The 14280-nt window shown below is 61.4% G+C and carries 15 protein-coding genes and 1 pseudogene; 9 read left to right on the forward strand and 7 right to left on the reverse strand.

Annotated features, from left to right (window positions below; genetic code table 11):
* Nucleotides 1-8 precede the first annotated feature (8 nt).
* Nucleotides 9-695, forward strand: a complete 687-nt coding sequence (locus tag QWI20_RS18245; protein ID WP_065991100.1) for a TetR/AcrR family transcriptional regulator — start codon at nt 9-11, stop codon at nt 693-695.
* Nucleotides 696-758: 63 nt separating this feature from the next.
* Nucleotides 759-1613 carry a sulfurtransferase gene (locus tag QWI20_RS18250; RefSeq protein WP_369306634.1) on the forward strand — a complete coding sequence of 285 codons (855 nt, stop codon included), beginning with the start codon at nt 759-761 and terminating at the stop codon, nt 1611-1613.
* A gap of 18 nt (nt 1614-1631) precedes the next feature.
* Here QWI20_RS18250 and QWI20_RS18255 read toward each other — a convergent pair whose 3' ends face one another.
* The 6 genes and pseudogenes from QWI20_RS18255 to QWI20_RS18280 all read right to left on the reverse strand — a co-directional run bounded on the left by QWI20_RS18255 (nt 1632) and on the right by QWI20_RS18280 (nt 7213).
* Nucleotides 1632-1955, reverse strand: coding sequence for an AzlD domain-containing protein (locus QWI20_RS18255; RefSeq protein ID WP_369306635.1), 324 nt, complete (start codon nt 1953-1955; stop codon nt 1632-1634).
* On the reverse strand, nt 1952-2680 hold the full coding sequence (locus QWI20_RS18260; RefSeq protein ID WP_369306636.1) for an AzlC family ABC transporter permease: 729 nt from the start codon (nt 2678-2680) through the stop codon (nt 1952-1954). Before QWI20_RS18260 ends, QWI20_RS18255 begins: the two co-directional genes overlap by 4 nt.
* Before the next feature lie 68 nt (nt 2681-2748).
* Nucleotides 2749-3764: pseudogene (locus QWI20_RS18265) on the reverse strand (hydrolase).
* A complete protein-coding gene (rsmD, locus tag QWI20_RS18270) occupies nt 3748-4368 on the reverse strand; it encodes a 16S rRNA (guanine(966)-N(2))-methyltransferase RsmD (protein WP_065991110.1) in 621 nt (206 codons plus the stop codon). Before rsmD ends, QWI20_RS18265 begins: the two are co-directional and overlap by 17 nt.
* Entirely contained in the window at nt 4368-5804 is a 1437-nt protein-coding gene (locus tag QWI20_RS18275) for a M16 family metallopeptidase (RefSeq protein ID WP_369306666.1), read from the reverse strand. Before QWI20_RS18275 ends, rsmD begins: the two co-directional genes overlap by 1 nt.
* 56 nt (nt 5805-5860) lie before the next feature.
* Nucleotides 5861-7213 carry a M16 family metallopeptidase gene (locus tag QWI20_RS18280; protein WP_369306637.1) on the reverse strand — a complete coding sequence of 451 codons (1353 nt, stop codon included), beginning with the start codon at nt 7211-7213 and terminating at the stop codon, nt 5861-5863.
* Between the two features lie 250 nt (nt 7214-7463).
* Here QWI20_RS18280 and ftsY point away from each other — a divergent pair, with 250 nt between their 5' ends.
* From ftsY to rpoH, 4 genes are all read left to right on the forward strand, one after another.
* The gene (gene ftsY / locus QWI20_RS18285; protein WP_369306638.1) at nt 7464-9017 is read left to right on the forward strand and encodes a signal recognition particle-docking protein FtsY; all 1554 of its coding nucleotides are present in this window, start codon (nt 7464-7466) and stop codon (nt 9015-9017) included.
* On the forward strand, nt 9014-9685 hold the full coding sequence (gene ftsE, locus QWI20_RS18290; RefSeq protein WP_037018829.1) for a cell division ATP-binding protein FtsE: 672 nt from the start codon (nt 9014-9016) through the stop codon (nt 9683-9685). The genes ftsY and ftsE overlap by 4 nt, the downstream gene beginning before the upstream one ends.
* Nucleotides 9682-10707, forward strand: coding sequence for a permease-like cell division protein FtsX (ftsX, locus tag QWI20_RS18295; protein ID WP_369306639.1), 1026 nt, complete (start codon nt 9682-9684; stop codon nt 10705-10707). Before ftsE ends, ftsX begins: the two co-directional genes overlap by 4 nt.
* Nucleotides 10708-10837: 130 nt before the next feature.
* Complete coding sequence (gene rpoH / locus QWI20_RS18300) at nt 10838-11692, forward strand: RNA polymerase sigma factor RpoH (protein ID WP_065991120.1); 855 nt, start codon at nt 10838-10840, stop codon at nt 11690-11692.
* A gap of 205 nt (nt 11693-11897) precedes the next feature.
* Here rpoH and mtgA read toward each other — a convergent pair whose 3' ends face one another.
* Nucleotides 11898-12608, reverse strand: coding sequence for a monofunctional biosynthetic peptidoglycan transglycosylase (mtgA, locus tag QWI20_RS18305; protein WP_369306640.1), 711 nt, complete (start codon nt 12606-12608; stop codon nt 11898-11900).
* Between the two features lie 75 nt (nt 12609-12683).
* Here mtgA and QWI20_RS18310 point away from each other — a divergent pair, with 75 nt between their 5' ends.
* From QWI20_RS18310 to QWI20_RS18320, 3 genes are all read left to right on the forward strand, one after another.
* Nucleotides 12684-13067 carry a DUF423 domain-containing protein gene (locus QWI20_RS18310; protein ID WP_369306641.1) on the forward strand — a complete coding sequence of 128 codons (384 nt, stop codon included), beginning with the start codon at nt 12684-12686 and terminating at the stop codon, nt 13065-13067.
* A gap of 135 nt (nt 13068-13202) precedes the next feature.
* On the forward strand, nt 13203-13403 hold the full coding sequence (thiS, locus tag QWI20_RS18315; protein ID WP_192172987.1) for a sulfur carrier protein ThiS: 201 nt from the start codon (nt 13203-13205) through the stop codon (nt 13401-13403).
* 67 nt (nt 13404-13470) lie between these two features.
* Complete coding sequence (locus QWI20_RS18320) at nt 13471-14265, forward strand: thiazole synthase (protein ID WP_074892362.1); 795 nt, start codon at nt 13471-13473, stop codon at nt 14263-14265.
* Nucleotides 14266-14280: the final 15 nt, after the last annotated feature.

The following is a 14280-nucleotide window of genomic DNA, read 5'->3' on the forward strand; positions in this document are numbered from 1 at the left end:
AGTTGAACATGGCGCCGCGCATCAAAACCGTACGCATCAACACCCGTGAACGCATCGTGCACAGCAGCCTGGAGCTTTTCAATCAGCAGGGCGAGCGCAGCGTCAGCACTAATCACATCGCTGCGCACATGGAAATGTCGCCCGGCAATCTGTACTACCACTTCCCCAACAAGCAGGCGATCATCGCCGAGTTGTTCACTGAATACGAAACGCTGGTCGACAGCTTTCTTCACCCGCCCAAGGGCCGTCTGCCAGGTGTTGAAGACAAGCGCCATTACCTGATGGCGATTCTCGACGGCATGTGGCGCTACCGTTTTCTGCATCGCGACCTCGAGCACCTGCTTGAAACCGACCCTGAGCTGGCGGTGCGTTACCGGCGCTTTTCCCAGCACTGCCTGATCAAGGCGATGTCCATTTACAGCGGCTTTGTCGACGCGCAGATCCTGAGCATGGACAAGGTCCAGATCGAATCGCTGACGCTCAATGCGTGGATCATCCTCACGTCATGGGTACGTTTTCTGTGCACCACGCGGGAAAACGCCGCCCATCTGAATGAGGACGCGATTCGTCGCGGGGTCTATCAGGTGCTGATGCTGGAACTGGCCTACGTCACGCCCCAGGCGCGGGAAGCGGTGAATGCGCTGTGCGCGGAGTTTTATGTGCCATTGGCCAAGGCACTGGAAGACGCTGGCTGACTCGGCCATGCCTTTTCAATCGATTGTCATATCGCCCTTTTTTACTGCCTGCAGGAGCCTGTCATGTCCATCGCGCAATTGATCAGCCCGCAACAATTGTCAGAACGCCTGACCCAGCCCGGGCTTGTGATACTGGATTGTCGTTCGTCGCTGGACGATTTGGACTACGGCCAGCGCAGCTACGCAGAGGGCCATATCGAAGGCGCTTCCTACGCTGACTTGCTCAATGATCTCAGTGGGGCCATCACCAAAGGTGTCACCGGTCGCCACCCGCTGCCGGATCCGCAGACGCTGATCGAGCACTTGCGGTTCTGGGGTGTGAACAATCAGAGCGATATCGTGCTGTACGACGATGGGCCGGGTGCTTATGCCGCCCGAGCCTGGTGGTTGCTGGCGTGGCTGGGCAAGCGCGACGGTGTGTATGTGCTGGATGGTGGGCTCAAGGCCTGGCATGCGGCGGGCTTGCCGCTGAGTCTTGATCCGCCGCACCAACCCGAGGGTTCATTCGACGGCGTGCCGGATGACTCGATGGTGCTGACGGCCGAGCAGGTGCAACTGCGCATCGGCGATCCCGCCCTGACGCTGATCGACGCACGTGCACCCGCGCGGTTCCGGGGTGAGGTGGAGCCCATCGATCCTATTGCGGGGCACATTCCCGGCGCGCAGTGCGCGGCATTCACCGACAACCTTGGGCCGGACGGCCGCTTTCTCCCGGCAGAACAGCTGAAGCAGCGGTTTGCCGAGGCCTTGCAAGGCCGTCCTGCCCATGCGCTCGTCGCCTATTGCGGTTCTGGCGTGACGGCCTGTCACAACCTGTTTGCCCTGGCCCTCGCCGGGTATCCGTTGGGGGCGCTGTACGCGGGGTCGTGGAGCGAGTGGATCAATGATCCGCAGCGCGGCGTCGCGACCGGCGACTAAGGTGGTGGCGTGTGGGCCTCACATCTGGCCTATCGCCCAGCGCAGCAAGAAAAACACCAGCAATCCGCCGCCGATGGTTGCCAGAAGATTGCGGCTGATGGCCGCAATGCCAATCGACACGATCCCGGCCAGCAAGTAGGCGTTGTCCAGGGACAGCTGCCAGTGCGCGCCGTCGGGCAGCAACATGCCGGGCACGACGATGGCGGTCAGCACGGCGGTGGGTACGTAATGCAGGCCTTGGCGCACCAGCGGCGGGAAACGCAGGTTCGGCCAGGCGAACAGGCTGTAGCGCATCAGAAAGGTGATCGCAGCCATGCCCAGAATCAGCCACCAGTACGTCATGGGCGCACCTCGTTCGGGGTCACGTCGTCCTGCCTTTCTGCCTGCCGTCTTTCCAGAAACACCCCCGCCGCGATACCACTGAACGCTGCGGCCATGAGCCCCAGCTTGTAGGGCCACGACCAGGTCAGCAGGGCAACCGCGCCAGCGACCAACGCGGCGGCGATCTGCGGCTGGTTGCGCAGCAGGGGCACGACGATGCCGATGAAAGTTGCCAGCATCGCGAATTCTAGGCCCCAACTGGCCATGTCGGGAAAAGCCTGACCAAACAGCACGCCTACCAGTGAGCTGCTCACCCAGCAGGCATATAGCGAGCTCGCCACGCCCAGCCAGTACCAATGCGCGAGCGGCGTCCGGCCGTGGACCAGGTAGTGGCGTTGAACGATGGCGAAGGTTTCGTCCGTCAGCCAGAACGCCAGCAACAAACGCCAGCGCTGGGGCAGGCCCTGAACCCGAGGCTGCAAGGTGGCGCTGTACAGCACATGGCGCAGATTGACGATGAACGTCGTCAACAGAATCACCACCGCGCCGGCCCCGGCGCCCATCAGGCTGATGACGATGAACTGCGCCGATCCTGCGTAAACGAACATCGACATGCCGACCGCCTGCCACAGCGTCAGCCCACCCACACCGGCGAGGGTGCCGAAGATAATGCCGAATGGGGCAATGCCGACCAGCATCGGCACGCTGTCGCGAAGGCCGCGGACGAAGAATTGATCACGGGACATGGTTTTTCTCCTTATGCCCCGGATGGTAAGCGGGTGGCGCATAAGTGTCTTGAACGATCGTGCAGGCGTTAGCGGTTTATCTGCGAGCCATGGACGTCCGTCAGCCACGCCGGAATCCGTTGTTCCAGGTAATACGTCGGCGTTCTGATCGTGCCGCCGACAAAACCCACATGGCCGCCTTTTTTCTGCAGGTCGAACTCGGTGCTGGGTGACAGCTCAGAGGCTTCAGGCAAGCTGTGTTTGAACACGAACGGGTCATCAAGGGATTGAATAAGCAGGGTTGGCGTGCGGATGGCGCCCAGGAAGTACCGACTGGAAGCGCGCCGGTAATAATCATGGGCGTCCACGAATCCATTGAGCGGCGCTGTCACGCGCCCGTCGAAATCCCAGAACGTGCGCATGTCTTTCAGCGAACCCAGGGCTGCCAGTTCTGCCAGCCCATCGCTGAGGCCTTCATGCTGAAAGCGTCTCTGCTTGTCCTTGATGTAGCCGACCATCTCGCGCATGAAGTGGCGTTGATAGACTTTAGAGAAGCCCAGCCCGATCCGGTCGGCGCATTCGTCAAGACGAAACGGCACCGATACCGCCGCAGCGCCTTGCAGGTGGCTGTTGAGCCCGGTTTCGCCGAGGTGCTTGAGCAAGATGTTGCCGCCGAGGGAGTACCCGACAGCGTAAAGCGGCGCCAACGGTCGGGCCTTGCGCAGATGATCGATCACGGCGGCAGGTCTTCGCTGGCGCCGGAGTGATAGCTGCGGGGCAACAGGTTCGGCTCCCCTGAACAGCCTCGCCAGTTGAGGGCGACACTCGCCCAGCCACGTTTTTCCATGGCGTGCTGCAGCCCGGCGACATAGGGGGAGTTGGACGAACCGGTCAAACCGTGCAGCACGAGCACGACCGGCACAGTGGCGTCGTGCATGCCGTGCCAGTCCATGTCGAGGAAATCGCCGTCTTCCAGCCAGATGCGCTCGCGCCGGCGCTCGAGGTGAGTGGTCGGCCGCCAGAGCGGTCCCCACAGCGTCTGCAAATGCGGGTTGCCCAGGCCGAACGCCGGGGCGAACCCGGGAAAGTCAGCTCGCGACGGCACTGCGTTCCCACACCGCGTAGTGAACCTGACCGGCTTTCTTTTCACGGTGCAGGCGCCAGTTGGCGGGCATGCCCAGCGTCGACGGCGCGGTTTCGCTTTCGGTGTAGATCCACGCGCTGTCCGCCAGCCAGTTGCGCTCTTCCAGCAGCGTGCAGGCAGGCATCAGCAAGTCCTGGTGGAACGGCGGGTCGAGGAACACCACGTCGAACTGCTCGGCCGGCTGGGTTTCCAGATGGCGAAGCGCGTCGCCGGTCGCGGTTTTGCCGACGGTGCAACGCAGCGTGCCGAGGTGTTCACGCAGGCTGGAGATCGCCATCGAGTTGGTGTCCAGCGCCAGACCCATGCTGGCGCCGCGGGACAGGGCTTCAAGGTACAGCGCGCCACTGCCGGCGAACGGATCGAGGACGCGCGCGCCTTCGATGTACGGCGCCAGCCAGTTGAACAGGGTTTCACGCACACGGTCCGGCGTTGGGCGCAGACCGGGGGCGTCAGGGAAACTCAGACGCCGACTGCGCCATTCGCCGCCGATGATCCGCAGTTGGCCGAGGCCCGTGTGGATTTTGTGCCCTTTGTGGATACGCGGCGGCTTGGAAGTCGAGGTCATCAGTGCTCCGGAACGCCGAGCGGTTGCTCGGCGGGTTTGTCAGTAGGGGGCGGCAGTGGCTTCTGCGGGACGGTCGGACCTGCAGTCACGATCACCAGCTTGTCAGCGTCCAGATGTTTGTTCATCACGGTCTTGATCTGCTCGACCGTGACGCTCTGGGACTGCGTCATGAAATCTTCAAGGTAGGTCAGCGGCAGATTATAGAAGCCGACCGCGCCCAGTTGGCCAACGATGGCCGCATTGCTGGCAGTCGCCAGTGGAAAGCTGCCGGCCAGTTCGCGCTTGGCATCGTCGAGTTCTTTCTGGGTCGGGCCGTTGGCAAGGAAGTCACGGGTGATGTCCTTGACCAGCTTGAGGGTGTTTTCACTCAGTTCGGCCCGGGTCTGCAGGCTGATCATGAATGGACCCTGTGCCTGCATCGGCGTGAAGCCTGAAGACACACCGTAGGTCAGGCCGCGTTTTTCCCGTACTTCGGTCATCAGACGGCTGCCGAAGCCGCCGCCACCGAGGATCGAGTTGCCCAGTGACAGAGCCGCGTAGTCAGGATCGCCTCGGGTAATGCCCAGTTCAGCCAGCATCAGGTGCGTCTGCTTGGACGGAAACTCGATGTGGGTTTCACTCGGTTTGGGTTCGGTGGGTGCGACGGTTTGTGCCAGCGCCGGACCTTTGGGGAGCGCAGCGGAAACTTGCGCCGCAACGGCTTCGGCTTCCACTCGCGTCAGGTCTCCGGCCACCGCAATCACTGCGTTGCCAGCGGCGTAGGCCTTGGCATGAAAGGCCTTCAGTTGAGCCAAGGTCAGAGGCGCGATGCTTTTGGCCGTGCCCATGCTCGGATGCGCGTAGGGATGATCGCCGTACAACCGCTTGAACAGCTCATCGCCTGCGAGCTTGCCAGGGTTCTGCTTTTGATATTCGAAGCTCGCCAGCAGCTGATTTTTGATCCGCGCCAGCGAGTCCGCCGGGAACGTCGGTTTGCCCACCACTTCGGCAAACAATTTCAACGCAGGCTCGCGTTTGTCAGCGGCGCTCAGGCTGCGCAGCGAAGCGATCGCCATGTCGCGATAGGAGCCGTTGCCGAAATCAGCGCCCAGCCCTTCGAAACCTTCGGCGATGGCGCTGACGTTCTTGCCTTTGACGCCCTCGTTGAGCATCGCGTTGGTGACCAGCGCGATGCCGGGATTGGCGCCGTCCTGGCTGCTGCCCGCCGCGAACAGCAGGCGCATGTCGAGCATCGGCAGCTCATGGGCTTCGACGAAGAGCACGCGAGCGCCTTCGGCGGTATGCCACGACTGGATGTTCAGCGAGCGACGAGCCGGCGCTTTACCGTCCAGCTCTTTCAGGGATTCCAGCGTACCGGCGGCCTTGTCGATGGCTTTCGGGGCTTCGGCGGCGGTCTCTGCCATCGCCGATGCCGCACCCAACAGACCAAACGTCACGGCGAGTGCGAATGAGCAGGCCCGCGTTCGCGCAAAGCGGGATTCGTTGCGCTGGCTCATTGGGCTTTCTCCTCAGGCAAAACATGCGCAACGGCAAGGCGCTCGCGGGTGAAGTAAGTGCGTGCAGCTTTCTGGATGTCTTCCGGCGTCACGCTTTGCAGCGCTGCCAGTTCCTGATCGATGAGCTTCCAGGACAGGCCCACCGTTTCCAGTTCGCCAATGGTGCTGGCCTGACTGGTAATGGAATCACGCTCATAAACCAATCCGGCGATCACCTGGGCCCGGACCCGTTCCAGCTCTTCCTTGGCGGGCGGCTTGGTTTTCAGCTCGTCGAGCAGGCGCCAGATGCCGGCTTCAGCGTCGGCGAGGGTTTTCTTCTTCTGCTGATTGGGCGTGGCGCTGATGGTGAACAGGCTGTCGCCGCGGGTGTAGGCGTCGTAATCGGATGAGGCGCCGGTTACCAGCTCTTCGCCACGCTCCAGACGCGTCGGAATGCGCGCGCTATAGCCGCCGTCGAGCAAGGCCGAAATCAGGCGCAGTGCGTTGACCGACTGAGGATCGGTGGCGGTGGCCAGGCTCGGCACATTGAAGCCATACATCAGGCTCGGCATCTGCGTGGCGACATGCACGGTGATCTGGCGCAGGCCAGGCTCGGCCAGCTCCAGCGGCTTTTTCGACGGCGGTACATCGCGGCGCGGAACCGGACCGAAGAAGCGCTCAGCCAAGGCTTTCACCTCATCGGGCTTCACGTCACCGACCACCACCAGCGTGGCGTTGTTGGGTACGTACCAGGATTCATACCAGTGGCGCAGCTCCTCAACCTTCATACGCTCAAGGTCGGCCATCCAGCCAATGGTCGGCGTGTGGTAGCCGCTGGCGGGGTAGGCGATGGCCTTGAAGCGCTCGTAGGCCTTGGCGTTCGGCTTGTCATCGGTGCGCAGGCGTCGCTCTTCCTTGATGACTTCGATCTCCCGCGCGAACTCTTCAGGGGGCAGGCGCAGGGTGGCCATGCGGTCGGCTTCCAGTTCGAAGGCAACGGCCAGTCGATCGCGGGCGAGCACTTGGTAATAAGCGGTGTAGTCGTCGCTGGTGAACGCGTTCTCTTCCGCGCCCAGGTCGCGCAGGATCAGCGATGCTTCGCCGGGACCCGCCTTCGAGCTGCCCTTGAACATCATGTGTTCCAGCGCATGGGACAGGCCCGTCTGGCCAGGCGTCTCGTAGCTGGAGCCAACCTTGTACCAGACCTGGGAAACCACGACCGGTGCGCGGTGATCTTCACGCACGACGACCTTCAGGCCGTTGTCCAGCGTGAATTCGGTGGTGGGTTGTGGATCGGCAGCCAGTGCGGCGAAGGGCAAACAGATTGTGCCGAGCAGCAGGCCTGCGGCACAGCGGGCTAGAGCATTCATTCGTGATTTGAACCTTGGAGACGGCCTGCTTAGCGTCAGCGGGCGCGGGGGTGTTAGGATAGCGGCCAGTTCGCTCGGCGACTATGGCTGTGACGTAGGACTCTTCGTCCAGTGCCGGAAGGCGATGCGCAAAAGGCGTAAACGGAAGGGCTCTGGCTGAACAAGCGGGCTCGATTACAGTCTGTTTCGCATACAGAATTTTTCAGAGGCGCCGCTCTGGCGCGTCGTTACCGTGAGATAGCCGTCCTCCATGTTTGGTTCCAACGACGACAAGAAGACCCCAGCCCCGGCTGGCGAGAAGAAAGGCCTGTTCGGATGGCTGCGCAAAAAGCCGCAGGAAGCCACTCCAGAACCGCCTCAGAATGCCCCCGCACCCGCGCCAGAATCCGTGCCCGATCAGGCGCCGACTGTTGCTGAGCAGATTAACGCCCCGGTCATCCCGGCCGAGCGCGCGCCGCAACCCACGTCGCAGCCCGTGCCACAAACAGCGACGACTGAAGCGCTTTCGGCCCCGGTCGACGGTCCTTGGCTTCATCTGCCTGTTGCTGAAGAGCCAGTGGCTTTCACCGATGAGCGCGAGCCTCACGTAACGCCGCCCATCCCGGTTCACACCGAGTCCAACGTGGAATCCGCAGCCGCTCCCTTGGCTGAAGTTCCCGCTCAACCGGCGGTCAGTGACACCACTTCGTTCGAAGTGGCTCCGTCTATCGAGCCGACCCCGGTCGCGCTGCCTGATCCGGTGTCTGGCAATGATCTCCCGTCGCTGACGCCGCCGTTGACGACAGCACCGATGGTTCCAGCCGCAGCTGCCGTGCCCGTCCTTGAAACCAGCGTGCCACCTGTGCCGTTTGAAGGAACCACCGAGCCCAAGCAGCCTGGTTTCTTCGCGCGCCTGAAGCAGGGCCTGTCGAAAACCAGCGCCAGCCTGGGCGAAGGGATGGCCAGCCTGTTCCTCGGCAAAAAGGCCATTGACGACGACATGCTCGACGAGCTGGAAACCCGGCTGTTGACCGCAGACGTCGGTGTGGAAGCAACTTCGGCGATCGTGCGCAACTTGACGCAGAAAGTGGCGCGCAAGCAGCTCACCGACAGCGACGCGTTGTACAAGTCGCTGCAGGCCGAGCTGACTGAAATGCTCAAGCCGGTGGAAGCTCCGCTGGTCATCACTTCGCAGCACAAGCCTTTCGTGATTCTGGTTGTTGGCGTCAACGGCGCGGGTAAAACCACCACCATCGGCAAGCTCGCCAAGAAGCTTCAGCTTGAAGGCAAGAAGGTCATGCTGGCGGCGGGCGACACCTTCCGCGCCGCAGCCGTTGAGCAGCTGCAGGTCTGGGGCGAGCGCAACAAGATCCCGGTCATTGCGCAACATACGGGCGCTGATTCCGCTTCGGTGATTTTTGATGCCGTTCAGGCCGCCAAGGCACGCGGTATTGATGTGCTGATCGCCGACACGGCGGGCCGCCTGCACACCAAAGACAACCTGATGGAAGAGTTGAAGAAGGTTCGCCGCGTGATCGGCAAGCTCGATGCCGACGCGCCTCACGAAGTCCTTCTGGTGCTGGACGCCGGCACGGGCCAGAACGCGATCAACCAGGCCAAACAGTTCAACCAGACCGTCCAGCTCACCGGCCTTGCGCTGACCAAGCTCGACGGCACGGCCAAGGGCGGCGTGATCTTCGCCCTGGCCAAGCAGTTCGGCCTGCCGATTCGCTACATCGGTGTCGGTGAAGGCATCGACGATCTGCGCACTTTCGAAGCCGAGCCGTTCGTCCAAGCCTTATTCGCCGAGCGGGAGCGCCCATGATTCGTTTCGAACAGGTCGGTAAACGCTATCCGAACGGACACGTCGGCTTGCATGAGCTGAGCTTTCGAGTACGTCGTGGCGAATTTCTGTTTGTGACCGGTCACTCCGGCGCGGGCAAAAGTACCTTGCTGCGCCTGCTGTTGGCGATGGAACGTCCCACCACCGGCAAGCTGTTGCTGGCGGGTCAGGACCTGGGCCAGATCAGCACCGCGCAGATTCCTTTTCTGCGTCGGCAGATCGGCGTCGTGTTTCAAAACCACCAGTTGCTGTTTGATCGCACGGTGTTCAATAACGTCGCGCTGCCGTTGCAGATCCTAGGCCTGTCCAAGACCGAAGTGGTCAAGCGCGTCGATTCGGCCCTTGAGCGCGTTGCGTTGTCGGACAAAGCCGAGCTGTACCCGGGCGACTTGTCCACCGGTCAGCAACAGCGCGTCGGCATCGCGCGCGCCATCGTTCACCGCCCGGCCCTGCTGCTGGCGGACGAACCCACCGGTAACCTTGACCCGCGTCTGGCAGCTGAAATCATGGGCGTCTTCGAGGACATCAACCGTCTGGGCACCAGCGTGCTGATTGCGAGCCATGACCTGGCACTGATCGCGCGGATGCGCCATCGGATGCTGACGTTGCAACGCGGTCGACTGATCGGCGACGGGGAGGCTGGCGTATGAGTGCCACTCGCAGTCCCAAGGTGTCCGAACGCGTAGCGCCCAAAGCTTCAGACCCGGCGCCGCAAAAGAAAAAGAAACGCGATGACGACGATGGCCCGAGTTTCGGCGAGTTGTTCAACGCCTGGATCGAAGCCCACCGCTCAAGCCTGCTGGACAGTCTGCGCCGTCTCGGCAAGCAGCCCATTGGCAGCTTTTTTACCTGTCTGGTGATGGCCATTGCGCTGAGTTTGCCCATGGGCTTGTCGTTGTTGCTGAGCAATGTCGAGCGTTTGGGCGGATCCTGGCAGCGTGCGGCGCAGATATCGCTGTACCTGCAACTGGATGCTTCGCCGAGTGAAGGCGAGGGCCTTGTCCGTCAAATCAAGGAAATGGGCGGCGTCGCCGATGCCGAATACATCAGCCGCGATGAGGCACTGAACGAGTTCCAGCAGCAGTCCGGTCTGGGCGAGGCGCTGAAGGAGCTGCCTGAAAACCCGCTGCCCGGTGTTGTGCTGGTTACACCGTTGGAAGTTGACAAAGCCGCGCTGGAAGCATTACGTACGCATCTGGCCGAGCTGCCTAAAGTGCAGCAGGCCCAGCTTGACCTGGTCTGGGTCGAGCGGTTGGCGGCGATCCTCAAACTGGGTGACCGGTTCGTGTTCGGCCTGACCGTGCTGTTGGTCGCAGCGCTGCTGTTGGTCATCGGTAACACCATTCGTCTGCACATCGAGAACCGTCGTACGGAAATCGAGGTCATCAAGTTAGTAGGCGGTACGGACAGTTACGTCCGCCGGCCCTTCCTTTATATGGGTGCTTTGTACGGGCTGGGTGCCGGGGTTCTTTCCTGGGGTGTTCTGGCTTTCGGGCTAGACTGGTTGAACGAAGCGGTGGTCCGGCTGGCCGGACTCTACGGCAGCAATTTTGCCCTTGCCGGCGTGCCAGTGTCCGACGGTGTGTCGCTCTTGCTTGGAGCGGTGCTGTTGGGGTATATCGGTGCGTGGATTGCAGTGGCACGCCATTTGAGAGAGTTGGCGCCTCGTTAGTGTTGAGTGGCTACATCGTTAGTAAATTTTGTTTCACCTATTGACTTTTCAGCTCAGGGAACTTGTCTAGCGGTTCCCGGTCAATTTCGCAGTGCTGAACTGCACGAGTTATGTGTCGGAGGTTTTTCGTATGACCAATTCTTTGCAACCTGCCTATGCCTTAGTCCCGGGTGCGAACCTGGAAGCCTATGTGCACACGGTAAACAGCATTCCACTGCTGACGCCTGAGCAGGAGCGTGAACTGGCCGAGAGTCTCTATTACGAGCAGGATTTGGGGGCGGCTCGGCAGATGGTGCTCGCCCACCTGCGATTTGTCGTGCATATCGCACGCAGTTATTCCGGTTATGGACTGGCTCAGGCTGACCTGATTCAGGAAGGTAACGTTGGCCTGATGAAGGCCGTGAAGCGCTTCAACCCCGAGATGGGTGTGCGTTTGGTGTCCTTTGCGGTGCACTGGATCAAGGCCGAAATTCACGAGTTCATCCTGCGCAACTGGCGCATCGTGAAGGTCGCGACCACCAAGGCTCAGCGCAAACTGTTCTTCAACCTGCGTAGCCAGAAGAAGCGTCTGGCCTGGCTGAACAACGAGGAAGTGCATCGTGTTGCTGAAAGCCTCGGTGTTGAGCCACGCGAAGTGCGTGAGATGGAAAGCCGTTTGACCGGCCACGACATGGCGTTCGACCCAGCGGCAGAAGCCGACGACGACAGCGCCTTCCAGTCGCCGGCCAACTACCTGGAAGACCATCGTTACGATCCGGCGCGTCAGCTGGAAGATTCTGACTGGACTGACAGCTCGACGGCCAACCTGCACGAAGCGCTGAACGTGCTCGACGACCGCAGCCGCGACATTCTGTATCAGCGCTGGCTGGCGGAAGAGAAAGCAACGCTGCACGACCTGGCCGAGAAGTACAACGTCTCAGCCGAGCGCATTCGTCAGCTGGAAAAGAGCGCGATGAACAAGTTGAAGCTGTCGATCGCTGCTTGATCAGTACGCCGTAACGTAAAACGCCCCGAGATGATCGGGGCGTTTTTGTTTGTGGCTCCGTCTTAGTAGGACCGGCTTCAGCCGGGAAGAGGCCGGGTTAAGCACGATCAGGCTTGCGGCGTGACGTGTGACGCGTTCCCGGCTAAAGCCGGTCCTACGAAAGCTTAAACCCAGTCCTACGAAAGCCATAAAGCCAGACTTGGGCTCACCACCTCCGGCTGTGATTCAACCCCATCAAATACTCATCCCCACCCAACTGGCGCATCTGCTGGCGGATCCAGCCTGCGCGGCGTGAAACGTAGCTGCTCGGGTGGCTGGCGCTCCATTCCCTTGGGTTGGGCAGGACGGCGGCCAGATAACTCGCCTGTTGCGTCGAAAGCTGGCTCGCATTCACATGAAAGTGATGCTGCGCGGCGGCCTGGGCGCCGAAGACGCCGTCGTCCCATTCGACGCTGTTCAGGTAAACCTCAAGAATGCGCTGCTTGGACCAGAACACCTCGATCAGCCCGGTGAACCAGGCTTCAAGACCCTTGCGAAAGTAACTGCGGCCCGACCACAGAAACAGGTTTTTCGACACCTGCTGGCTCAGCGTACTGGCCCCGCGCAGGGAACCGCCGCGTTCGTTATGAACCAGTGCAGCCTGAATGGCGTCGATATCGAAACCCCAGTGCTCGGCGAACTTCTGGTCCTCGCCAGCGATGACGGCGATTTTCAGGTCATCGGAGATGTTGTCCCATGACTCCCAGTCGCGCTGCAGGTCAATAGGCTGACCGTCGAACCAGGATTCAATTTTGCGCTCGACCATCAAGGCGGTAAACGGAGGAGGGACCCAACGGAAAATCAGCACCAGCACGACACTCGTCGCTGCGAACCAGAGCAGGCCTTTGGCGACACGACGGAGAAGTAATTGCAGCATAGAGATGGCTTGGCCGAAGCGTTTGAGCGGGCCATTATACAGACCACGCGTCATTGAACTTGCCTGGAGTTGTACATGTTACGAACCTTTCTGATGCTGGCCTCCTTCTTCGGATTCACCGGCGTCGCCCTTGGCGCGTTCGCTGCCCACGGCCTGAGAAACCGTTTGACACCCGAGTACCTGGCGGTCTTCCACACCGGCGTGCTCTACCAGCTGATTCACGCGCTGGCGATTTTTGGCGTGGCACTGCTGGCGATGCAGATCCAGGGCCGGCTCGTCACCTACGCGGGGATTTCCTTTACCCTGGGCATCATCCTGTTCTCCGGCAGCCTCTACCTGATGACGCTGACCGGCGCGACCAAGCTGGGCATCATCACCCCCATCGGCGGCCTGTTTTTCCTGCTCGGCTGGGCCATTCTTGGCTGGACGGCATGGCGCCTTGGTCTTGACACACTTTAACCCCGCCTGCACGCGCTTCTGTCGAGCGCGCAGCGACCATAGGCCACGCCTGAGACGAATGGCGTGGCTTTGCCTTGGTCATACCGGCCGATCGGGCTAGAATGCTCGCCCCCTAAAATGATGGCTGCCCCTCGCATGCGCATTCAGTTGAACGGTGAATCCTTTGAGCTGCCCGACGGCGAAACCGTCGCGGGACTGCTCACACGTCTGGATCTGACCGGGCGCCGAGTCGCCGTCGAGCTCAATCTGGACATCGTCCCGCGCAGCCAGCATGCCGCCACGACGCTGACCGAAGGCGATCAGGTCGAAGTGGTGCACGCCATCGGTGGCGGCTAGGCCTTCGATGTGCCGCCGGCCTGATCCGCAAGCACTGCAAGAACCTCAACCGTAAAGAGGATTTCAGATGAGCAACGTTCGCAGCGACAAGCCGTTCACCGTGGCCGGTCGTACTTTTCAGTCGCGCCTGCTGGTCGGCACTGGCAAGTACACGGACATGGAACAGACCCGACTGGCCATCGAAGCCTCGGGCGCCGAGATCGTCACCGTTGCCGTGCGCCGGACCAACCTGGGCCAGAATCCGGGCGAACCGAACCTGCTCGACGTGCTGCCGCCGGACCGCTACACCATCCTGCCGAACACCGCCGGTTGCTACGACGCCATCGAAGCCGTGCGCACCTGCCGCCTGGCCCGCGAGCTGCTCGATGGCCACAATCTAGTCAAACTGGAAGTCCTCGCTGATCAGAAAACCCTGTTCCCCAATGTCATCGAAACCTTAAAAGCCGCCGAAACGCTGGTCAGGGACGGCTTCGACGTCATGGTCTACACCAGCGATGACCCGATCATCGCCCGTCAGCTCGCCGAAATCGGTTGCTGCGCGGTGATGCCCCTTGCGGGCCTGATCGGTACTGGCCTGGGGATCTGCAACCCGTACAACCTGCAGATCATCCTCGAAGAATCGAAAGTCCCGGTGCTGGTCGATGCCGGTGTCGGCACCGCGTCCGATGCCACCATCGCCATGGAGCTGGGGTGTGAGGCGGTGCTGATGAACTCGGCCATCGCCCACGCGCAACACCCGGTGCTGATGGCCGAAGCCATGAAACACGCCATTCTGGCGGGACGCATGGCCTACCTGGCCGGCCGTATGCCCAAGAAACTCTATGCCAGCGCGTCCTCGCCGCTGGATGGTCTGATCAAGTAAGAGCCTGTTGATGAT

Source organism: Pseudomonas sp. W2-17, assembly GCF_041060445.1.
GTDB lineage: Bacteria > Pseudomonadota > Gammaproteobacteria > Pseudomonadales > Pseudomonadaceae > Aquipseudomonas.

Bases quoted from the DNA above. Each gene is read 5' to 3' on its own strand.
- QWI20_RS18245 (WP_065991100.1), top strand. From the start codon at position 9: ATGGCGCCGCGCATCAAAACCGTACGCATCAACACCCGTGAACGCATC.
- QWI20_RS18250 (WP_369306634.1), top strand. From the start codon at position 759: ATGTCCATCGCGCAATTGATCAGCCCGCAACAATTGTCAGAACGCCTG.
- QWI20_RS18255 (WP_369306635.1), bottom strand. From the start codon at position 1,955: ATGACGTACTGGTGGCTGATTCTGGGCATGGCTGCGATCACCTTTCTG.
- QWI20_RS18260 (WP_369306636.1), bottom strand. From the start codon at position 2,680: ATGTCCCGTGATCAATTCTTCGTCCGCGGCCTTCGCGACAGCGTGCCG.
- rsmD (WP_065991110.1), bottom strand. From the start codon at position 4,368: ATGACCTCGACTTCCAAGCCGCCGCGTATCCACAAAGGGCACAAAATC.
- QWI20_RS18280 (WP_369306637.1), bottom strand. From the start codon at position 7,213: ATGAATGCTCTAGCCCGCTGTGCCGCAGGCCTGCTGCTCGGCACAATC.
- ftsY (WP_369306638.1), top strand. From the start codon at position 7,464: ATGTTTGGTTCCAACGACGACAAGAAGACCCCAGCCCCGGCTGGCGAG.
- ftsE (WP_037018829.1), top strand. From the start codon at position 9,014: ATGATTCGTTTCGAACAGGTCGGTAAACGCTATCCGAACGGACACGTC.
- ftsX (WP_369306639.1), top strand. From the start codon at position 9,682: ATGAGTGCCACTCGCAGTCCCAAGGTGTCCGAACGCGTAGCGCCCAAA.
- rpoH (WP_065991120.1), top strand. From the start codon at position 10,838: ATGACCAATTCTTTGCAACCTGCCTATGCCTTAGTCCCGGGTGCGAAC.
- mtgA (WP_369306640.1), bottom strand. From the start codon at position 12,608: ATGCTGCAATTACTTCTCCGTCGTGTCGCCAAAGGCCTGCTCTGGTTC.
- QWI20_RS18310 (WP_369306641.1), top strand. From the start codon at position 12,684: ATGTTACGAACCTTTCTGATGCTGGCCTCCTTCTTCGGATTCACCGGC.
- thiS (WP_192172987.1), top strand. From the start codon at position 13,203: ATGCGCATTCAGTTGAACGGTGAATCCTTTGAGCTGCCCGACGGCGAA.
- QWI20_RS18320 (WP_074892362.1), top strand. From the start codon at position 13,471: ATGAGCAACGTTCGCAGCGACAAGCCGTTCACCGTGGCCGGTCGTACT.